The organism is Streptomyces sp. B21-083 (assembly GCF_036898825.1).
In the GTDB taxonomy this organism is placed as follows: domain Bacteria; phylum Actinomycetota; class Actinomycetes; order Streptomycetales; family Streptomycetaceae; genus Streptomyces.
Genome location: NZ_JARUND010000001.1, coordinates 1,562,909 through 1,583,897 on the forward strand (window position 1 = coordinate 1,562,909; position 20,989 = coordinate 1,583,897).

Annotated in this window: 15 protein-coding genes and 1 pseudogene; 1 reads left to right on the top strand and 15 read right to left on the bottom strand. The window is 70.2% G+C overall.

The features are described from left to right. Positions 1 to 30 precede the first annotated feature (30 nt). The gene (locus QA861_RS06845; protein WP_334587307.1) at positions 31 to 1,434 is read left to right on the top strand and encodes an OFA family MFS transporter; all 1,404 of its coding nucleotides are present in this window, start codon (positions 31 to 33) and stop codon (positions 1,432 to 1,434) included. Between the two features lie 99 nt (positions 1,435 to 1,533). On the opposite strand, the gene QA861_RS06850 is transcribed toward QA861_RS06845, so the two are convergent. The 15 genes and pseudogenes from QA861_RS06850 to QA861_RS06920 all read right to left on the bottom strand — a co-directional run bounded on the left by QA861_RS06850 (position 1,534) and on the right by QA861_RS06920 (position 20,890). After that, entirely contained in the window at positions 1,534 to 2,571 is a 1,038-nt protein-coding gene (locus QA861_RS06850; RefSeq protein WP_334587308.1) for a sugar phosphate isomerase/epimerase family protein, read from the bottom strand. 176 nt (positions 2,572 to 2,747) lie between these two features. Continuing rightward, a complete protein-coding gene (eboE, locus tag QA861_RS06855; RefSeq protein ID WP_334587309.1) occupies positions 2,748 to 3,917 on the bottom strand; it encodes a metabolite traffic protein EboE in 1,170 nt (389 codons plus the stop codon). Positions 3,918 to 3,920: 3 nt separating this feature from the next. Then, positions 3,921 to 4,769 carry a TatD family hydrolase gene (locus tag QA861_RS06860; protein ID WP_334587310.1) on the bottom strand — a complete coding sequence of 283 codons (849 nt, stop codon included), beginning with the start codon at positions 4,767 to 4,769 and terminating at the stop codon, positions 3,921 to 3,923. After that, positions 4,769 to 5,437 (bottom strand): EboA domain-containing protein, encoded by a 669-nt coding sequence (locus tag QA861_RS06865; protein WP_334587311.1) that lies wholly within the window; start codon positions 5,435 to 5,437, stop codon positions 4,769 to 4,771. Before QA861_RS06865 ends, QA861_RS06860 begins: the two co-directional genes overlap by 1 nt. 521 nt (positions 5,438 to 5,958) lie before the next feature. Beyond that, positions 5,959 to 6,798: pseudogene (locus tag QA861_RS06870) on the bottom strand (sugar phosphate isomerase/epimerase family protein); the annotation flags it as partial. A gap of 161 nt (positions 6,799 to 6,959) precedes the next feature. Then, positions 6,960 to 8,216, bottom strand: coding sequence for an inositol-3-phosphate synthase (locus QA861_RS06875; protein ID WP_334587312.1), 1,257 nt, complete (start codon positions 8,214 to 8,216; stop codon positions 6,960 to 6,962). A 130-nt stretch (positions 8,217 to 8,346) separates the two neighbouring features. Continuing rightward, on the bottom strand, positions 8,347 to 9,732 hold the full coding sequence (locus QA861_RS06880; protein ID WP_334587313.1) for a ThuA domain-containing protein: 1,386 nt from the start codon (positions 9,730 to 9,732) through the stop codon (positions 8,347 to 8,349). Positions 9,733 to 9,744: 12 nt separating this feature from the next. Further along, positions 9,745 to 12,258 carry a PQQ-dependent sugar dehydrogenase gene (locus tag QA861_RS06885; RefSeq protein ID WP_334587314.1) on the bottom strand — a complete coding sequence of 838 codons (2,514 nt, stop codon included), beginning with the start codon at positions 12,256 to 12,258 and terminating at the stop codon, positions 9,745 to 9,747. 108 nt (positions 12,259 to 12,366) lie between these two features. Then, positions 12,367 to 13,371, bottom strand: coding sequence for a sugar phosphate isomerase/epimerase family protein (locus QA861_RS06890; protein ID WP_334587315.1), 1,005 nt, complete (start codon positions 13,369 to 13,371; stop codon positions 12,367 to 12,369). A gap of 15 nt (positions 13,372 to 13,386) precedes the next feature. Next, the gene (locus QA861_RS06895) at positions 13,387 to 14,619 is read right to left on the bottom strand and encodes a Gfo/Idh/MocA family protein (RefSeq protein WP_334587316.1); all 1,233 of its coding nucleotides are present in this window, start codon (positions 14,617 to 14,619) and stop codon (positions 13,387 to 13,389) included. A 117-nt stretch (positions 14,620 to 14,736) separates the two neighbouring features. Then, on the bottom strand, positions 14,737 to 15,786 hold the full coding sequence (locus QA861_RS06900) for a substrate-binding domain-containing protein (RefSeq protein ID WP_334587317.1): 1,050 nt from the start codon (positions 15,784 to 15,786) through the stop codon (positions 14,737 to 14,739). Between the two features lie 17 nt (positions 15,787 to 15,803). After that, positions 15,804 to 16,823 carry an ABC transporter permease gene (locus QA861_RS06905; RefSeq protein ID WP_334587318.1) on the bottom strand — a complete coding sequence of 340 codons (1,020 nt, stop codon included), beginning with the start codon at positions 16,821 to 16,823 and terminating at the stop codon, positions 15,804 to 15,806. Further along, positions 16,820 to 18,412, bottom strand: a complete 1,593-nt coding sequence (locus tag QA861_RS06910) for a sugar ABC transporter ATP-binding protein (RefSeq protein WP_334587319.1) — start codon at positions 18,410 to 18,412, stop codon at positions 16,820 to 16,822. The genes QA861_RS06905 and QA861_RS06910 overlap by 4 nt, the downstream gene beginning before the upstream one ends. A gap of 129 nt (positions 18,413 to 18,541) precedes the next feature. After that, a complete protein-coding gene (locus QA861_RS06915; RefSeq protein WP_334587320.1) occupies positions 18,542 to 19,723 on the bottom strand; it encodes an ROK family transcriptional regulator in 1,182 nt (393 codons plus the stop codon). 210 nt (positions 19,724 to 19,933) lie between these two features. Beyond that, positions 19,934 to 20,890 carry a beta-ketoacyl-ACP synthase III gene (locus QA861_RS06920; RefSeq protein WP_334587321.1) on the bottom strand — a complete coding sequence of 319 codons (957 nt, stop codon included), beginning with the start codon at positions 20,888 to 20,890 and terminating at the stop codon, positions 19,934 to 19,936. Between the last annotated feature and the right edge of the window lie 99 nt (positions 20,891 to 20,989).

The following is a 20,989-nucleotide window of genomic DNA, read 5'->3' on the forward strand; positions in this document are numbered from 1 at the left end:
AATGGTCTGACACGGAGGAATTGGCCTGACATGACGGCAGATCCCATCGCGAAGAACAGCTCGTCGACCCACCCCGAAGCCGCGCACCGTCCCTACCGAGAGGTGACCGACCCGCGCGGTCGCGTCTACCGCGTGGGCGAGACCGACCGGGACATCCTCGGTCACTCCCGCAAGATCATGGTGTACCTGCCATGGATCGCCATGATGGCCATCAGCGTCTTCGAGTACGCGTTCGGCTCGGCGGAGGACACCCTGTCCCACGCGCACGGCTGGACGCAGAGCAACACCTTCTGGATCCTCAGCGTCTGGGTCTTCTTCCAGGCCGGCATCGCCTTCCCCGCGGGCTGGCTGAGGGAGAGGGGCATCCTGACGGCCCGTAAGGCCATGTACATCGGCTCGGGCCTGTGCGCCCTCGGATTCCTCGCCCTGTCGCACCTGGGCAACGTCTGGCTGGCGATCCTCGGCTTCGGCGTCGTCGGAGGCATCGGCGCCGGCCTGGTCTACGCGACCTGCATCAACATGGTCGGCAAGTGGTTCCCCGAACGCCGGGGAGCGAGAACGGGGTTCGTCAACGGCGGATTCGCGTACGGATCACTGCCGTTCATCTTCATCTTCAACTACGGCTTCGACACCGCGAACTACCACCGGGTCCTGGACCTGATCGGCTGCTACATCATGATCGTGGTCCTGGCGTCCGCCTTCTTCTTCAAGGATCCCCCGAAGAACTGGTGGCCCGCGGACATCGATCCGCTGACGTTCGCCGGCAACGAGGAGAACGCCACGAGCCTCACCAAGAACCCTCCCGCGGTGAAGCAGTACACGCCCAAGGAAGCCGTCAGGACCGGCATGCTCCCCCTGATGTGGCTCTCCATCGTGCTGACCGCCGGCGTGTCGATCTTCGGAATATCCTTCCAGGTCGACTTCGCCAAGGAGGTGGGTTTCGGTCCGCTGGTGGCCGCCTCGTCCATGGGTGTCATGGCCGTCATCAACGGCATCGGCCGCGGTGTCGTGGGCTGGCTGTCCGACAAATGGGGCCGCAAGCCCACCCTGGTGTTCGTCATCGTCGTCCTGGGCCTGGCCCAGTTCGGGGTGATCTGGGCGGGCGACACGAAGAGCGAGGCACTGTTCCTGTTCTTCGCCTTCCTCTCCGGCTTCGGCGGCGGCGCGTTCTACCCGCTGTTCGCGGCGCTCACCCCGGACTACTTCGGGGAGAACTACAACGCCTCCAACTACGGGCTGGTGTACAGCGGCAAGCTGGTCAGCGGTCTGTTCGGTGGCGGCCTCGGCTCCATGGTGGTCGCGGCCTGGGGTTATGACGGCGCGTACGCCCTGGCCGGCGCGGTCTCCATGGTGGCGGCGGTGATCGCCCTGCTGCTACGGCAGCCGGGTCGCACGACGGCTGCCCGGACCGCGGAGTCGCAGCCAGCCGGGTGACGGCACGCGCGCGTGAGGAGGCCCTCCCGGGATTCCGGGAGGGCCTCCTCACGTGTCCGCGACCTCACGTCCGCGCGGCTTCACATGTATGTGGCTGCGTCAGCACTTCTCGCGCAGGGAGTGGAGGTGCTCGCTGGAGCGGCGCGCGAAGGTGAAGGACTCGGTCGGGTTGTCGTGCTCGGCCTGCCAGTGGTGCGCCAGGCGGTGGCCACGCAGCCGGGTGACACCGGAGATGAACCGCTGGTAGTCGATGTCTCCGTCACCGACGTCGGTCATGCGGTAGCCGTACTGGTTGCCCGGGTCGCTCACGCCGTCCTTGACGTGGAAGAGGGGGTAGCGGTCGGGCTGCCTGAGGACGTAGTCGAGGGGCTCGAAGGGCGCCGGTGTGCCGTCGGGCCGCTTCGAGAAGCGGAACTGGCCCGAGTACGCCCAGAAGATGTCCATCTCCAGGTACACGAGCCTGGGATCGGTCTCGGCGAGCAGGACGTCGTAGAGCCGGACCTTCGGGTTGTCGGTGGCGAAGGAGAACTCCTCGGAGTGGTTGTGCTGGTAGAACTTCATGCCGCGTGCCCTGGCCGCCGCGCCGTACGTGTTGAACTCCTCCGCCGCCCGCTTCCAGGCGTCGACGGTGGAGCCGTAGCGGAACGGGCCCGAGGCCGTGCCGATGTGCTTGAGGCCGAGGGCCTGTGCGTCGTCGAGAACCTTGTCGAGGTTCTGCGCGAAGGTGTACGCGTTCGGGTCGTCGGCGTAGTAGCCGACATGGCTGCCGATCGGGTTCAGGCCGTGGTCGCGGGCGAGCCGCTTGAGCTGGGCGAGGGTGATGGGGCCGGCGGAGCCCTGGGTGTATCCGGCGAACTCGACCTCGTCGTAGCCGTACTTCTTCAGTTCGGCGAAGACGGGTGCGAAGCCCAGGGTGGAGACCTTGTCGCGGAGGCTGTACAGCTGGATGCCGAGTCGGCCGGGCGGCAGGACGGGACGGCCGCGGCCGGCGCCGGCGGTCTGTGGCGAGGTGGCCGCGATGGCCGGGGAGGCGGCCCCGAGGAGAGCGGCGGCGGTGGCGCCCGCGGCCACGCCGAGCATGCCTCTTCGGCTGAGGCGGCGGGCGAGTTCGGGGTCCGTGTGCTGGGTGCGGATCATGCCTGGAGCTCCTCTGGGTGGAAGGGCCGTTGTCAGTGGTGGGTGCTTCACTGGTGATCGGTCAGGAGAGACCGGTCGGTTGGAGCGGGGGTGCTGTCACGCCGGTGGCCGAGTGGTGGCCGTCGACGGTACGGGGGGGGTGGAGCGGACGGGGGCTTCGTCGGCGGGGTGGGGGCTCATGGCAGCTCTTTCAGGCCCAGGTCGGTCAACAGGTCGCGGGCGAGGGTGAGTTCGGCGGCGATGCCGTCGGCGAGCTGGGCGCGGGCGCGGGGTCGTAGCTCGGGTGGGAGGGCCTGCCAGGTGTAGGTCTCGACCTCCAGGTGCCGGGTGAGGGGGTTCGGGCCGCCGACGAGCCGGGTCAGCGCGGACTTGAGTACGGGAAGCGTGGAGGTGAGGGGTGCGGCGGGGGCCGCGTGGAGCGGGACGTGGAAGTGGGCGCGCCATGGGGAGGCGTCGGGCAGGGCGTCGCCGTCGAGTGCCTCGCCCAGGTCGTCGGTGCCGCGCAGTCCGGCGGCGGTGGCCGTGCGGGTCTGGTGCAGGAAGCGGGGTTCGTCGAAGACGGCGAGGGCCTCGCGGACGTCGGGCAGATGGGGGTGTTCGGCGTGCAGGGCGGCGGAGAGCTGGGACTTGACGACGCGGACGCCTGCCTGGGCGAGCGTGTCCAGGGCGGTGTGCGGATCTTCGAAGGAGGTGGCGAGGTGGCAGGTGTCGACGCAGATGCCGATGCGGTCGTGGCCGATCCCGGTGAGCGGGGCGATGGCGTCGGCGGTGGTCTCGACGGTGCAGCCGGGTTCCGGTTCCAGGCCCACGCGGATGGAGCGGCCGGTGAGTTCGGCGAGTGCGTCGAGGCGTTGCGCGAGGGTGCCCAGGGCGGTCAGGGCGGTGGCCGCGCGCTTGTGGTCGTGGGCGGTGCGCCAGGCGAGGGGCAGGGTGGAGATGCTGCCTTCGGTGACGTCGTCGGGGAGGAGACCCGCGAGGACTCGGGCCAGGTCGGTGGTGTGGGCGAGCCGCTCGGGGTCTGCCCAGTCCGGCTTGTAGACGCGGTACTTGACCTCTTCGGCGCCGAATCCCTCGTAGGGGAAGCCGTTGAGGGTGACGACTTCGAGGCCGCGCCGGTCGAGTTCGGTGCGCAGGCGGCGCAGGGCGGAGGGGTCGTTGATCAGGGCGTGGGCTGCGTCCCTGGCCAGCCACAGTCCGATGCCGAGGCGGTCGCGGCCGAGGCGTCGGCGTACGGGTTCGCAGTGGTCGCGGAGTTGGGCGAGGACGCCGTCGAGGGTTTCGGCGGGGTGGACGTTGGTGCAGTAGGCGAGGTGGACGGTGGAGCCGTCGGGGTGGCGGAAGCGCATCGGTCACTCCCCGCCGCGCAGGACGGAGTTGCCCTCGTGGGTGGCGCCGGTCGCGTCGACTTCGAGGTCCAGCCTGCCGCTGAGCCCGTAGAAGGCGACCGGATTGCGCCACAGAACGCGGTCGACGTCGTCCTCGGTGAAGCCCTTCGCCAGCATCAGGTCGCCGACCCTGCGGGTCTTGAGGGGGTCGCTTCTGCCCCAGTCGGCCGCGGAGTTGACCAAAACCTGTTCGGGGCCGTAGTCGCGGAGGACGGCGACCGTCCGCTCCTCGTCCATCTTGGTCTCGGGATAGACCGAGAAGCCGAGCCAGCAGCCGCTGTCCTTGGCCTCCTTGACGGTGGTCTCGTTGAGATGGTCGACCAGCACGTTTTCCGGGGGCAGGGCCGACTCCCGTACGACGTCCAGGGTGCGGCGCAGTCCGGCGAGTTTGTCGCGGTGCGGGGTGTGGACGAGTGCGGGCAAGCCGTGGTCGGCGGCGAGCTGGAGCTGGGCGGCGAAAGCGGTGTCCTCGGCGGGGGTCATCGAGTCGTAGCCGATCTCACCGACGGCGACGACGTGGTCCTTGGCGAGATACCGGGGCAGTTCGTCGAGGACGGGGGTGCAGCGGGGGTCGTTCGCCTCTTTGGGGTTGAGGGCGATCGTGCAGTGGTGGGCGATGCCGTACTGGGCGGCGCGGAAGGGTTCCCAGCCCAGGAGGGAGTCGAAGTAGTCGAGGAAGGAGGCGGGCGAGGTGCGGGGCTGGCCGAGCCAGAAGGAGGGTTCGACGACGGCGCGGACACCTGCGGTGTACATGGCCTGGTAGTCGTCGGTGGTCCGGGACGTCATGTGGATGTGGGGGTCGAAGATGCGCATCAGGACTCCTTCGCTTCGGACGCCGTCAGGGCCAGGACGCGGTGCAGATCGTCGGGGACGGGGCGGCCGGCGGCGGTGCGTTCGGCGGCGTAGTCGTCGAGCATGCGGGCGAGTTCCGTGTCGGCCCGGGCCCGGTGGTGGAGGTCGGCCACCGCGTCGACGGGCACGCCGGTGAACAGGCACTTCAGCACGGCGTGGCGCCAGTTGTGGGCGTCCAGGTGACGGGCGGCGTACGGGCCGACTGCCGCTGCGACGAGGCGCGTGTCGTTGGTACGCAGAGCGTCTTCGACGAGGGGCAGGGCGTCGGGGCCCGCGACCAGGTGAGGCAGGGCGTACAGGACGGCTCGGCGTTCGGCGGCGGTGCCCTGTCGGTAGACGCGGGTGAGGGCGTCCGGGTCGGCCTGAGCGGCGGTCAGGATCAGGACGCGTACGGCGTCCGCGTGGTCGGTGCCGCAGCGGCGACCTGCCTCGGCGAGGCGCAACGCCCAGGGGGAGATGGGACCTTGGGCGTGCGCACAGGCGGCTGCCTCGTCCAGGGCGAGGGCGAGCCAGGTGCGGGCGGCTGCACCGAGGTGGGCGGTGACCTGGGTTCGGAGGACGTCCAGCGGGGTGCGAGGGAGAGAGCCACCGGCCGCGAGGGCGCCTGGTCCGGTGCGGGGCCGGGTCATGAGGTGCTTCTCTCGGCGGGGGTGGTGGAATACCTGGCCGGTGGTGCGGAGGCGGTGACGGGAGCGGCCTTTGGGGTGGTGGCGGTCAGGGGGTGATCGGTCTCCGGTGCTGCTGGGGCGGGCCGGGGCGGTGTGGCCGTCTGCTGGCCCTGGGCGGGCCAGAGCGGCATGACCACCTGCGGGCCTTTGGCGTACCTGGACGCCGGTGCTGCCTGGGCGAGCCGGGGCGCCGTGGCCGTCAGCGGATCTTGCGCGAACCCGAACACCCGCGCTGCCGGGCGGGGCCTGGGCGGCACGGCCGTCTGCTGGCCCTGGGGAGGCCGGGGCTGCATGGCCGGCTGCGGGCCTTGGGCAGGCCGGGGCTGCATGGCCGTCTGCTGGCCTTGGGCAGGCCGGGGCGGTGTGGCCGGCTGCGGGCCTTGGGCGAACCCGAACGCCCGCGCTGCCGGGTCGGGCCTGGACGGCACGGCCGTCTGCTGGCCCTGGGCGGGCCCGGGCTCCGTGGCCGTCTGTGTGCACTGCGCGGAGGTGGGCGGTGTTGCCGGCGGTTCTGGGGATTCGGGGGAGTCGGCGGGCAGTTTGGCGGTGGAGGGTGCTGTGCGGCGGAGGAAGTGGAGGGAGTGTTCGGCGTATTGGGGGCCCGCGTGGGAGTGGCGGGGGAGTTCCACGACGGTCAGGCCCTGGTAGCCGGTGGCGGACAGTGCGGCGAGTACGGGTGGGAAGTCGATCTCGCCGTCCCCGAACGGGAGGTGTTCGTGGACTCCGCGGCGCATGTCCTCGATCTGGACGTGACGCAGCCAGGGTGCGGCGGCGCGGACGCAGTCGACGGGAGAGAGGGGTTCGAGGCACTGGCAGTGACCGATGTCGAGGGTGAGACCGAGGGCCGCGGGGTCGTCGAGTGCTTGGCGGAGGTGGTGGAAGTCGGCGAGGGTGGCGAGCAGATGGCCTGGTTCGGGTTCGATCGCGAGTGGGACGCCGGCTGCTGTGGCCGCCTCCAGGACGGGGACGAGAGCTTCGGTCAGGCGGTGCCAGGCGGTGTCATGGTCCGTGCCGGCGGGGGTGATACCGCTGAAGCAGTGCACGGCGTGGGCGCCGAGGTCAGCGGCGACGCGCACAGCTCTGAGCAGAAGGTCGACGCGTCGTGAGCGGTCGTCCGGGTCGGGGTCGAGGAGCGAGGGGCCGTGTTTGCGGCGTGGGTCGAGTACGTAGCGGGCGCCGGTCTCCACGGTGACGCCGAGCCCGAGAGAGTTCAGGCGGCGGCCGACGCGTCGGGTGCGCTCGGAGAGGTCGCGGGCGAGCGGGTCCAGGTGCATGTGGTCGAGGGTCAGACCGACGCCGTCGTAGCCGAGGTCGGCCAGCAGACCGAGGGCGTCGTCGAGACGGAGGTCGGTGAGGCCGTTGGTCCCGTAGCCGAAGCGGAAGGGGGTGTGGGGGGTGTCGGGGGTGGTCGCGTCGGACGGTGAACCGGCTCGGGCGCGGTCCCGGTCCCGATTGGCCCGGTCTCGTGCGCCGGGTCGGGTGCTCACCGGCGTTCCTCCTCGTCGCCGGACGGTCGGGCGCCCAAGGCCTCCGGCCGGGTGTCGGCGTCCCGGCCCCGTCCCTTGCCCGGGTGGGCCGGCCGGTCCGCGACCTCTCCCCCGCCCCCGCCCACGCCGCCGCCCCGCAGCCTTGTCGCGAACGCCAGCAGTTCCGCGTACTGCTCTCCCAGTCCCGGGGGGCCGTCGCCCATCGGGTCCTTGAAGTAGAAGCCGAGTTGGCTCAGGGGTCCGGAGATGCCGGCTTCGTGGGCGCGGGCGGTGAGGCGGGCCAGGTCGAGGATCAGGGGGGCCGCCAGGGCCGAGTCGCAGCCCTGCCAGGTGGTCTGGAGGATCATGCGGGTGCCGAGGAAGCCGTCGAAGGCGATGTGGTCCCACGCGGTTTTCCAGTCACCGAGGGACGGGACGTCGTCAATGTGGACCGTGCCCTCCGGTGTGGTGCCGAGGGTGTCGGTGAGGACGCGTTCCTTGCCGGCGTTCTTGGCCGCCGCGGCGGCGGGGTCGGCGAGGGAGGCCCCGTCTCCCCCGCCGAGCAGGTTGGTGCCCGACCATGCGCGGACCTCCAGTGCCCGTTGCGTGAACATCGGGCCGAGGACCGACCTGAGCAGTGTCTGGCCCGTTTTGCCGTCGCGGCCCGCGTAGGGCAGCGCGCTGGTCGCCGCCTCGTGGGCCAGTGCCGGGTGGTGCAGCCCTGTCGACGGGGTGAAGTTGACGTACGGGCAGCCCGCGCGGAGGGCCGCCGCCGCGTACAGGGAGCTCGGCGGGAGTGCGGTGCCGGTGGGGGCCGGTTCCGTGGAGGCGACGTTCACCACCACCGTCCGGGCCAGGTCGTGGCGTCGTCCGAAATCCTGGATGTCCGCGGCGAAGGCCGTCACCAGGTCGTCCGGGGTTCGGGTGGTGTCTCCGGGGGCGGGGCCGCCGGGCCTGATCTCCCGGTCCGCGGCGGCCAGTTCGGAGGTGATCGCCGGGGTGAGCCCGTAGGGCAGGACGCCGGCCGCCGTCAGGGCCTCGGCGCGTTTGGGCAGCGGGCAGTCCACGGTGTCGTGGCCGCCGAAGACCAGGGCGGACAGGGGCGGAAGGTCGCAGTCCGTGAACGGGGGTGTCTCGGTGACCATGCCCGTGGGGTGGTGCAGTCCCGCTGTCACGGCGGCGCAGCCCGCGACGACGGTGGTGGCGACGGAGCCTCGGGCTCCGATCAGCCATACCCCCACACGAGTTCGAGGACGGGACGACGACGTGGACATGGGCGGCCTCCTTGTCGTTCACGGTCTACGCGGTCTACGCGGTGTTCGCGGTGTTCACACCCTCCGGCGGTGGGCCGGGAGGGGAAGGAAGGCGGCGGGCGGAGGTCCGGCGTCCGCCGCCCGCCGCCGCTCAGTCGCCCGTGGTGGCCGGGCTCACCGGCACGTTCACGGGCAGTTCCTTGATCCGGATGTCACGGAAGGACACCTGGTCGTCGGCTCCGTGGTTCTGGATGCCGATGTGACCGTCCCGCAGGCTGCGGGCGGGATCGGTGTTGGTGAAATCGTTGATCCGCACGCCGTTGAGCCAGACGCGGAGTCGTTCGCCCTCCACGCGGATCTCGTACGTGTTCCACTCCCCCGGCGGATTCAGCGCACGGTCGCGCTTCCTCAGGTCGGCAGAGCGGAAGCCGTACACGGCCCCGGTGGTGCGGTCGGCGGTGTCGGTCGCGTCGATCTGGATCTCGTAGCCCTTGTCGACTGCCGACCACGGGTCGTCCGAGGGCGGGAAGCCCACGAACACACCGGAGTTGTCGTCTCCTCGGGCCTTCCAGTCCAGCTTCAGCGAGTAGGCGCGGAAGCTCCGTTCGGCGTACCAGAGCAGGCCCATGCCGCCGGACGACGTCAGCGTGCCGTCGTCGGAGACGGTGAAGGTGCCCGGGCCCGCCTGTTTCCATCCTTCCCGCGAGGTGCTGTCGAAGAGCGGCTGGTAGCCGTTCTCCGGCCGGCAGTCCGCCTGGGCTTTGCCGGTGGCCCAGCGCAGGCCGCCCAACAGGTGCTGTCTGAGCGCCGGTTCGGTGTACGCGGACGACAGGTGGCCGACGCCGGTGTAGAAGGAGCGTCCGCCCGCGTAGTTGTGGCACCAGGCGATCGGGTGGTCGCCGTTCATCGTGCCGCCGGTGTACGACGACTCGTCGAGGGAGGCCAGGACGTGCACCGAACTCCGGGGGTTGGAGCGGTAGTTGTACCACTCGTCGGTACGGTTCCAGTCCGCGTTCAGGGTCGAGGTCGCCGGGTGGGCGCGGTCCTCCACCTTCATCCGGGCCGGCTGGATCGCCGGGTGCCCCTGGAAGTAGGCGCCGACCAGGCCGCCGTAGAACGCCCAGTCGTACTCCGTGTCGGCTGCCGCGTGGATGCCCACATAGCCGCCGCCGTGGTGGATGTAGCTTTCGAAGGACGCCTGTTGACGGTCCGTCAGTACGTCACCGGTCGTCGAGAGGAAGACGACAGCCGCGTACCGGCGGAGGTTCTTCGGGGTGAACGCCGTCGCGTCCTCCGTCGCGTCGACCCTGAAGCCGGCGCTCGCGCCGAGTTCCTTGAGTGCTGTGACGCCGTCGGGGATGGAGTCGTGCCGGAAGGCGGCCGTCTTGGAGAAGACCAGTACCCGGTCGGCGTGCCGTGGTGCGGGCGTGGAGGCTGCCGGGGTCGGCACGCCGCCGAGGAGAAGTGCCGTACCCACAACAGCGGTGACAGACAGCCCTGTTCGCCGGGTCCATCCTGTTCTTCCTGTTGATCGCATGGGTGTCTCCCCTCAGCCCGTGGTGAAGGCGAAGTCGTCCACCTCGTACAGGTCGCCGCTCGCCGCTCCCTTGAAGACCAGGTAGAGCGTGGTCGTGCTCTGCGGGGCGTGGGAGAGGGTGGCGGTGACGTCCTGGTAGGTGTCCCAGCCGCCGGTCGCCGGTACGGTCGTACGGCCCAGCATCTTGCCGGTCGGGGAACCCGCGCGGATCTCCAGCTTGCCGCCCGCGCCCTCCGAGGCGACGCGTGCCGTGAGCGACTTGGCGTTGCCCAGGGCGTACGGCGTGAAGGCGATCCAGTCTCCGTTGTCGATGTCGCCGACCGTCTTGCCGCCGTTCGCCGACTCTCGTGAACTCACGCCTGTGCCGGACGAGTTGTTGGAGTGCTCGGCCTGGCGGTGGGTGGGCTGGACGACGTTCTGGTCATGGGTGGTCAGGGGTGCCTGGCCGCCGCCTCCGAGGTCGGTGTACTGGGCGTCGAAGACCCCGAAGATGTTGGCGTCCGGGTCGTGGCCGCCGTCGGCGCTGGTCTGGATGGTGCCGGAGCAGCCGTTCGCCGAGGTCTGCGGGTGGCCGTGGCTGTCGTGGCCGAGGATGAAGGTGACCTGGACCTTGGTGCAGTCGATACTCCGGCCGTCCTCCCGGTCGGTGACCTTCACCTTGAACGGGATCGCGTCGCCGAACGCGAACAGCTGTCCGTCCTGCGGGAGTTGGAGGGTCACCTTGGGGGCGGTATTGCCGACGACGACCTGGACGCTCGCGCCGCCCGTGCGGCCGGTGGTGTCCTTGGCGGTCACCGTCGCCGTGTACGTACCGTTCTTCTTGTACTTGTGGGAGGGGTTGGCCGAGGTCGATGTTCCTCCGTCGCCGAAGTCCCAGCTGTAGGTGAGGGCGTCACCGTCCTGGTCGGTGCTGCCGGCGGAGGAGAACTTCACCCGCAGGGGTGCCTGCCCGGAGGTGACGTCGGCGGCGGCCTGTGCGACCGGGGAGTGGCCGTCGGTGGCGTTCTCGATGCGGTAGAGGGCGGAGTGCTCGTCGCCACCGAACCAGGAGATGCCGTAGTCGAGGACGTAGAGCGCGCCGTCCGGCCCGAAGGCCATGTCCATCACCTGGGTGCCGGTCCATGGAATGTCGTTGATGGACTGGACGGTCCCGTTGTCGTCGCTGCTGATCCGCTTGATCCACTGGCGGCCGAACTCACCGGCGAAGAAGTCGCCGTCGTACGCCGCCGGGAACTTGACCGGGGAGTCGAGCGAGGCGTCGTAGTGGTAGACGGGGCCGCCCATCGGGGACTCGGAGCCGTCGCCGAACTCCGGTACGGACGCGCCGTTGTAGGGGATCCAGGCGGCCTGCGCCGGGGGAAGGTCGGTCAGGCCGGTGTTGTGGGGGGAGTTGTTCTTGGGGGCGGCGCAGTCGAAAGCGGCGCCAGAGGTGCCGGTCGCGAAGTCGTAGTCGACGTAGGGGTCGTTGGCGCCGGTGCAGTACGGCCAGCCGAAGTTGCCGGGGCCGGTGACACGGGCGAACTCGACCTGGCCTGCGGGTCCTCGGGCCGGGTCGGCGGCGCCCGCGTCGGGGCCGTACTCGCCGATGTAGAGGATGCCGGTCGCCTTGTCGACGCTGAAGCGGAACGGGTTGCGGAAGCCCATCGCGTAGATCTCGGGGCGTGTCTTCTCCGTGCCGGGTGCGAACAGGTTGCCGTCGGGGACGGTGTACGAGCCGTCCGCGTCGACCTTGACGCGCAGGATCTTGCCGCGCAGGTCGTTGGTGTTGCCGGCCGAACGCTGGGCGTCGAAGGCCGGGTTGCGGTTCGCGCGCTCGTCGATCGGTGTGAAGCCGTCCGACTGGAAGGGGTTGGTGTCGTCGCCCGTCGACAGGTAGAGGTTGCCCGCCGCGTCGAAGTCGATGTCGCCGCCGACATGGCAGCACAGGCCCCGTGAGGCGGGTACGTCGAGGATCTTCTTCTCGCTGGCCTTGTCGAGGGTGCCGTCGGCGCCCAGGACGAAGCGGGAGAGCCGGTTGACGCCGTCGAAGGGCGCGAAGTCGGCCGCGGTGCCCGTCTCGGGGGCGTCGCCCGCGGGGGTGTTCAACGGGGGCGCGTAGTACAGGTAGATGAAGCGGTTGGAGCTGAACTGGGGGTCCACGCCGATGCCTTGGAGGCCCTCTTCGTCGTGGGAGTAGACGTCGAGCTTGCCGGCGAGCCGGGTGTTTCCGGCGGCGTCGGTGATGCGGAGTTCACCGTCGCGCGAGGTGTGCAGGACCGAGCGGTCGGGGAGGACGGCGAGCGACATGGGTTCGCCGACCTCCGGTTCCCCCTTGGCCAGGGTGACCTGCTGGAAGTCCTCGGCGGCTGTCGTCGCGGGGGCCGCCGAGGGGTCGGCGACGGCTGCGCCGGCCTGGGGTGCGACCAGGGTCAGTGACGCTCCCGCGAGCAGCGCGCCCGTGAACAGGGCGAGCGCTCTGCGGACTTTGGGGTGTCGTCTGCGACTCCCGGTTCTGCCGGTGCGGGTGGTGCCGACTTTCGCGTGCACGAATGCCTCCAGAATGGAGCTCGTGGTACATGCGGGTGCGATACGCCGGGGTGCGCCGTCACCCCGGAGCGAAACAGTCCGGAACAGGCCGGAACAGTCAGGGGCAGCTCAGTCGTTGCTGCCGAACGCCGCGTCGAAGGAGGCCGACGGCGGGTCGAAGTCGTACGCCTTGAGGCGGGTCAGCGCCTCGGGGGCGCCCTGGAGCCGGTCCATGCCGGCGTCCTCCCACTCCACGGAGACGGGACCCCGGTAGTCGATGGAGCGCAGCATGCGGAAGACGTCCTCCCAGGGGACGTCGCCATGGCCGGCGGACACGAAGTCCCAGCCGCGGCGCGGGTCGCCCCAGGGCAGATGCGAGCCGAGGCGGCCGTTGCGGCCGTCGAGCCGCTTGCGGGCCTCCTTGCAGTCGACGTGGTAGATCCGGTCGCGGAAGTCCCACAGGAAGCCGACCGGGTCCAGGTCCTGCCACACGAAGTGCGAAGGGTCGAAGTTCAGGCCGAAGGCGGCCCGGTGGTCGACTGCCTCCAGTGCGCGCTGGGTTGTCCAGTAGTCGTAGGCGATCTCGCTGGGGTGGACCTCGTGTGCGAAGCGCACGCCCTGGGCGTCGAAGACGTCGAGGATCGGGTTCCAGCGGTCGGCGAAGTCCTGGTAGCCGCGGTCGATCATCGACTGGGGGGCCGGTGGGAACATCGCGACCAGGTGCCAGATCGCGGAGCCCGTGAAGCCGATGACGGTGTCGACGCCGAAGGCGGCGGCGGCCCGCGCGGTGTCGGCGATCTCGGCCGCCGCCCGCTGTCGTACGCCCTCCGCGTCGCCGTCGCCCCAGATACGGCCGGGCAGGATCGCCTGGTGCCGTTCGTCGATGATGGCGTCGCAGACGGCCTGTCCCACCAGGTGGTTGGAGATCGCCCAGCACTTGAGGCCGTACTTGTCGAGGAGTTGGTGGCGGCCCGCCAGGTAGGACGGGTCCGCGATGGCCTTGTCGACCTCGAAGTGATCGCCCCAGCAAGCGAGTTCGAGACCGTCGTAGCCGAAGTCACGGGCGAGGCGGCAGACCTCTTCGAGAGGCAGGTCGGCCCACTGGCCGGTGAAGAGTGTGAAGTCGCGCGGCATTCTCGTCGAGCCTCCTCAGTCCGACAGGGGTGAAGTCAGTGCGGGTGTGCCCGATATGGGCATGTAGACGGAGTTCTTCTCCGCGCTCTCCTCGACCGCCGCCAGGACGCGTTGCACCTGGAGGCCTTCCGCGAAGGACGGCCGGGGTCGGTTGCCCTCGGCTATCGCGAGGACAAGGTCGCGGGCCTGGTGGACGAAGGTGTGCTCGTACCCGAGTCCGTGGCCGGGCGGCCACCACGCGTCCAGGTAGGGGTGATCGGGTTCGGTGACGAGGATGCGGCGGAAGCCGGCGTGCGTGCCGGGTTCGGAGCCGTCGTGGTACTCGAGTTCGTTGAGTCGTTCCAGGTCGAACGCCAACGAGCCGTGTTCACCGTTGAGTTCGATGCGCAGGGCGTTCTTGCGGCCGGTCGCGTACCGGGTGGCCTCGAAGGACGCGAGGGCGCCCGAGCCGAAGCGGCCGGTGAACACGGCGGCGTCGTCCACCGTGACTTGTCCGACCCCGGAGGTCGCGGTGGCGGTCAGGCCGTTGACCGGGCCGCCGGGCAACGGGCGTTCCCGTACGAAGGTTTCGGTGAGGGCGGAGACTCCGGCGAGGGGTTCGCCCACGAGGTACTGGGCGAGGTCGACGATGTGGGCACCCAGGTCGCCGAGCGCGCCCGACCCTGCCGTCTCCTTGCGCAGCCGCCAGGTGAGGGGGAACCGTGGGTCCACCAGCCAGTCCTGAAGGTACGTCACCCGTACGTGCCGGAGGCTGCCGAGCCTGCCCTCGGCGACCATGGAACGGGCGAGCGCGGTGGCGGGCAGACGACGGTAGTTGAAGCCGACCATCGCCAACTGACCGCGCCGCTCGGCTTCTTCGGCCGCCGCTGTCATCGCTGTGGCTTCCTCGACGGTGTTGGCGAGGGGTTTTTCGCACAGTACGTGTTTGCCCGCGGCGAGGGCGGCGAGGGCGATCTCGGCGTGGCTGTCGCCTGGGGTGCAGATGTCGACGAGGTCGACGTCGTCCCGTTCGATCAGGGCGCGCCAGTCGGTCTCCGCCGCCGCCCAGCCGTGCTTTTTCGCTGCCGCTCGGACGGCGCGGGGGTTTCGGCCGCAGATCGCGGCTAGCACCGGGCGTCGCGGCAGGTCGAAGACGTGGTTCACGGTGCGCCAGCCCTGGGAGTGGGCTGCGCCCATGAACGCGTAGCCGACCATGCCGACGCCGAGTGTCGGCTTGTCGGCCTCGGCGCCTGCCTGCGGCTGTGCCATGCGGAGGTCCTCCTCGTGGTGGTGGTGGTGGGGGGTGATCCAGTGGGTCGGCCGCGGGTGCGTTGTGGCTGGTCGCGCAGTTCCCCGCGCCCCTTTAAAGCCCCTGGCCGGGTCCCTCTACCTGAAGCCGGTCGGCATGTACTGGTCGACGTTGTTCTTGTCGACGACCGCCGAGTAGAGGGTGAGGGACGAGGGGATCTCGAACTCGGCGAGGCCGCTCACCCCCTTGCCCTGGCCCAGTGCGCGGGCCAGGTCGATCGCGGAGGCGGCCATCGTGGGCGGGTAGAGCACGGTCGCCTTCAGGACGCCGTTGTCCTGCTTGATGGCCTGGAAGGCGGAGAGGGCGCCCGCGCCGCCGACCATCAGGAAGTCGTCGCGGCCGGCCTGTTCGATGGCCCGCAGCGCGCCCACGCCCTGGTCGTCGTCGTGGTTCCACAGGGCGTTGAACTTCGACTGTGCCTGGAGGAGTTGGGCCATCTTGGCCTGGCCGGACTCGACCGTGAACTCGGCGGCCTGGCGGGCGACCTTCTTGATGTTCGGGTAGTTCTTCAGGGCGTCGTCGAAGCCCTGGGTGCGCTGCTTGGTGAGTTCCAGGTTGTCGAGGCCCGCGAGTTCGATGACCTTGGCGTCGTCCACGTCCTTGAGCTGTTCGCCGATGTAATGGCCGGCGTTGAGGCCCATGCCGTAGTTGTCGCCGCCTATCCAACAGCGGTAAGCCTGCGGGGTGTTGAAGATCCGGTCCAGGTTGACGACGGGGATGCCGGCGCGCATCGCCTTCAGGCCGACCCGGGTGAGCGCCTTGCCGTCGGCGGGCAGGATCACCAGCACGTCGACCTTCTTGTTGATCAGCGTCTCGATCTGGCCGATCTGTGCGGCGGTGTCGTTCGAGCCCTCGGTGATCTCCAGCGTCACGTCGGAGTACTTCTTCGCCTGGCTCTTGGCGTTGTCGTTGATCGCGTTGAGCCAGCCGTGGTCGGCCTGCGGTCCGGCGAAGCCGATGGTGACGGCCTTGCCGGGGGTGTCCGCGGCGGCCGGCCGCTCGTCGTTCGCGGCGGGCTCGTCCGCCGGTTCGTTGCTGGTGCAACCGGTGAGCAGGACTACCGCCCCGACGGCGGCGGTCCCGAAGAGAAGTCCTCTGCGGCTTGTGAAAGGCGTCGGCTCTGGCATGGCGGTGAACCCTTCCCTCAGGTCGTGCTTGCGGTGCGGCGCTGGACGAGCACGGCGGCGACGATGATCGCGCCCTTGGCGATCTGCTGCACATCGCTCTGCAGGTTGTTCAGGGCGAAGATGTTGGTGATCGTGGTGAAGATCAGGACACCCAGGACGGAGCCGACGATGGTGCCGCGACCCCCGCTGAGCAGGGTGCCGCCGATGATCGCGGCGGCGATGGCGTCCAGCTCGTACAGGTTGCCGTTGGTGTTCTGGCCCGAGCCGGACAGGATGATCAGCAGGAAGGCGGCGATCCCGCAGCACAGCCCGGACAGGAGGTAGAGGTAGAGGCGCTGTCGGCGTACGTCGATGCCGGCCAGACGGGCGGCCTCCGCGTTGCCGCCCACGGCGACGGTGCGGCGGCCGAAGGTGGTGCGGTTCAGGATCAGCCAGCCGAGAACCGTCACTACCGCGAAGACCAGCACCAGGGGCGGGATGCCGAGGATGTAGGCGTCGCGCTCGCCGAGGTCGAGGACGCTGCCGATCGTGACGATCTGTGTCGCGCCGTCGGTGATCTGGAGGGCGAGTCCGCGCGCCGAGGCCAGCATGGCGAGCGTGGCGATGAACGGGACCATCCCGCCGTACGCGATGAGCAGGCCGTTGACCAGTCCGCAGCCCACGCCGACGAGTACCGCGGTGAAGAGGATGCCCGCGAAGCCGTACTCCTGGGTGGCGACGGTGGTCGCCCACACCGAGGAGAGGGCGACGATCGCGCCGACCGACAGGTCGATACCGCCCGACATGATGACGAAGGTCATGCCGACGGTGACAACGCCGATCACCGAGCCCTGGGTGAGGACGAGTTGGAGGTTGCGGGTGTCGAGGAACTCGTCGGGCTTGGTGATACCGCCGACGACGATCAGTGCGGCGAGGACACCGAGGAGGGAGAGGGTGCGGACGTCGGCGCGGGCCACCACGCCTCGCCAGGCCGGGCGTTGACCGGCCGCCGGGACTTTGTCGGTGGTGTCGCGCGGCGGGGACACGGGTTGCGTCATGACGCGGGGCCCCTTTCACCGGCTGCGGAGCTGCCGGTCGCAGAGCTGCCGGCCGCGGAACTTGTGCTGGCCACGGGGGCTCCTTCCATCACGAGGTCGAGCACTCGGTGTTCGTCGAGTTCGCGGGCGGGTGCCGTGTGGACGACCCGGCCCTCGCGCAGGACCAGGACACGGTCGGCGAGGCCGAGCACCTCGGGCACTTCACTGGAGACCAGCAGGACGGCGAGGCCCTCGTCGGCGAGGCGGCGGATGACCGCGTACAGCTCGGCGCGGGCGCCGACGTCGACGCCCCGGGTCGGTTCGTCGAGCAGCAGGACCCGGCAGCCGCGCAGCAGCCAGCGGGCGAGGACCGCCTTCTGCTGGTTGCCGCCGGAGAGGGTGCGCACGGGTACGGAGGGGTTGTCGGGCCGTAGCGACAGCTCGCGGGTGGCGGCGCGGGCGGCGCCCAGTTCGGCGCGCCGGTCGATCCAACCTCCGTGTGCGAAGCGGGACATGGAGGAGACCGACACGTTGCGGGTGACGGACTCCAGCATCAGGAGGGCTTGTGCCTTGCGTTCCTCGGGGGCGAGCCCGAGTCCGGCGCGCACTGCGGCCCGTACGCTGCCTGGCCTCAACGCCCGTCCGTCGACGAGCACTTGACCGGCGGTCGGTTTGCGGGCGCCGTAGATCGTCTCCAGGATCTCCGAGCGTCCCGACCCGACCAGTCCGGCGAGGCCGACGATCTCGCCGGGCCGCACGGTGAGGTCGACGGGCGCGAACTCGCCGTCCCTGGCGAGCCCCTGAACTTCGAGGACCGGCGGGCCGGCCGCGTCCGCCGGTGTCGTGGGGCGTTCCGGGAAGACGTACTCGACGTTGCGGCCCGTCATCAGGGCGACGACCTCGCGGGTCGGCGTGGACTTCGCGGGGAGTCCGCCCGCCACCGCCCGGCCGTCCTTGAGGACGGTCACGCGGTCGCCGATGCGGCGGATCTCCTCCAGGCGGTGCGAGATGTAGACGACGGCGACCCCGGCGGCGGTCAGGTCGCCGACGATCCGGAAGAGGTTGTCGACCTCCTCCGGGTCGAGTGCGGCGGACGGCTCATCCATGACGATCAGCCGTACGTCGTGGGAGAGCGCCCGCGCCATCGACACGATCTGCTGCTGCGCCGCCGACAACTCCCCGACCAGGCGCCCGGGATCGACCTCCGGATGACCGAGTCGCTTGAGCAGAGCCGCTGTCGATGTCTTCGCCGTCTTTCCTCGTACGACGAAGCCGGCGGTCGTGGGTTCATGGCCGAGGTGGACGTTCTCGGCCACCGACAGGCCCTCCACCAGGTCGAGTTCCTGGTAGATGGTGGCGATGCCGAGGCGCATGGCCGCGATGGGTGAGCGCAGGGTTACCGGCTCGCCGCGCCAGTTGATGGTGCCGCCGTCGGGCTGGTGGGCGCCGGCCAGGACCTTGATGAGGGTGGACTTGCCCGCGCCGTTCTGGCCGAGCAGACAGTGCACTTCGCCGGCCTGGACGTCGAGGTCGACGCCGTCGAGGGCCCGGACTCCGGGGAACGACTTGGTGATGCCGGACATGCTGAGCAGCGGTGGTTCTGGTGCCATGACGGTTCCCCTTGGCGGGCGTGCGGGCCGGTTGCAGGGTGGATCGCTTGCTGGGCAGGCGTTTTCAGGCAGGGCAGAGCAGGGCGCTGTGCTGGTGGGTGCGTCGGGTGACGTGGGTACGGAGTCGGCTTACGCGGGTGAGAACAGGTGGTCGCTGATGAGCCGGGCGGCGCCGATGACTCCGGCGGTGGGGCCCAACTCCCCCAGGACGATGGGCAGGTTGCCGGTCGCCAGGGGCAGCGACTGGCGGTAGACCTGGGTACGGATCGCGGCGAGCAGGGTGTGGCCGAGGCCGGTCACCCCGCCGCCGATCACCACCAGGCCGGGGTTGAAGAAGCTGACGAGACCGGCGATGACCTGGCCGGTGCGGTTGCCGCCCTCGCGGATCAGGTCGAGCGAGGTGGCGTCCCCGGCGGCAGCGGCGGCGGCGACGTCGACGGCGCTGAGGGTGCCGCTCGCCTCCCACCGGGCGGCGAGTTCCACCGAAAGTCCTTGCTGGGCCGCCTCTTTGGCGTCGCGGGCGAGAGCGGCGCCGCTGAAGTGGGCTTCCAGGCAGCCCCGGTTGCCGCAGGCGCACGGGCGCCCGTCGGGCACTGCCTGGATGTGCCCGATGTCGCCCGCGCTGCCCGTCACTCCACGGTGGACCTCACCGCCGACGACGATGCCGCAACCGATTCCGGTGCCGATCTTGACGCAGAGGAAGTCGCCCACGGAGCGGGCGACGCCCGCGTGCTGCTCCCCCATCGCCATCAGGTTCACGTCGTTGTCGACCATCACCGGACAGCCCAGTTCCTGGCTGAGCGCCTCCCGTACGGGGAAGCCGTCCCAGCCGGGCATGATCGGCGGGGCGACCGGTACGCCCTCGGGGAAACGGACCGGGCCCGGGACGCCGATGCCGGCGCCGTCGAACCCCTCCGCGAGCCCGGACGCCTTCAACTTGGCGGCCATGGACAGGACTTGCTCGAAGACCGCGACCGGGCCCTCGCGTACGTCCATGGGCTGGTTGAGGTGTCCCAGTACCTCCAGTTCGGCGTTGGTGACCGCGATGTCGATCGAGGTCGCGCCGATGTCGACGCCGAGGAAGCGCAGGGCGGGGGCGAGCCGGATGTTGTGGGAGCGGCGGCCACCTCGGGAGGCGGCGAGTCCGTCGGCCACGATCAGGCCCGTCTCCAGGAGGCGGTCCACCTCCACGGCCAGCTTGGACCGTGACAGGTCGACCTGATCCCCGAGCTGGGCCCGGGAGTTGGGCCCACCGTCACGCAGCAGCCGTAGCAGTCGGGCCTGGTGGGAGTTCGCGGGTCGTGCAGTCATACGTCTCACAAGCCCCTCCCAGCCTGGTCAGGCACCAACCTGCCACGATTTCCGGCCACTTCGCCGGGCTTTCGAGTGGAACGTAGCAGCGACTGCCGGGGCTGGGAAGAAGTTGAGCACAGATTGAGGCTGACTTCTTCCATTGAGAGGACAAAGAAGGGGGCGTCGCGAGTACCCGTGGAACGACTTCCGGAGCCGGAGCCGGAACTGTCACGGGCAGCGGACGACCTGCCCGGCGTACGAGAGGTTGCCGCCGAAGCCGAACAGGAGGACGGGGTCGCCGGTGGAGATCTCGCCGCGCTCGACCAGTTTGGAGAAGGCCAGCGGGATGCTGGCGGCCGAGGTGTTGCCGGACTCGACGACATCGCGGGCCACGACGGCGTTCACCGCGCCGATCTTCGCCGCCAGCGGCTCGATGATGCGCAGGTTGGCCTGGTGCAGGACGACGGCTGCGAGGTCCTCGGGGGCGAGACCGGCGCGCTCACAGGCCTGGCGGGCGATGCGCGGCAGCTGGGTGGTGGCCCAGCGGTAGACGCTCTGCCCCTCCTGTGCGAACACGGGGGGCGTGCCCTCGATCCGTACCGCGTGACCCATCTCGGGCACCGAGCCCCACAGCACGGGCCCGATCCCGGCGGGTGCGTCCGCGGCGGCGGGCGGGCAGGCCTCGACGACGGCGGCGCCCGCTCCGTCCCCGACGAGCACGCAGGTCGTGCGGTCGGTCCAGTCCGTCACCGCGGACATCTTGTCGGCGCCGATGACCAGGGCCCGTACCGATCCGCCGGCCCGGACGGCGTGGTCGGCCGTGGCCAGGGCGTGGGTGAAGCCTGCGCACACCACGTTGAGGTCCATCGTGGCCGCCGAGGGGATGCCGAGGCGGTTCGCGACCCGGGCGGCCATGTTCGGGGAGCGGTCGACGGCGGTCGAGGTGGCGACGAGGACGAGGTCGATCTCGCTCGCGGCCAGGCCCGCCGCGGCGAGCGCCTTGGCGGCGGCGTGCGCGGCCAGCTCGTCCACGGGCTCGTCGGGCCCGGCGATGTGGCGCGTACGGATGCCCACCCGGCTTCTGATCCACTCGTCGTTGGTGTCGACCAGGCCCGCCAGGTCCTCGTTCGTGAGTACCTTGGCGGGCTGGTAGTGACCGACGGCGGCGATGCGCGAGCCGTTCATGGGTGGGTCCCCTTTGCTGCTTTGCGGTAGCGGGATCCTCCAGTCTGATCAGTGACTCACCAGTACGACGGCACGCGATGCCACAGGATTAACGCGGCC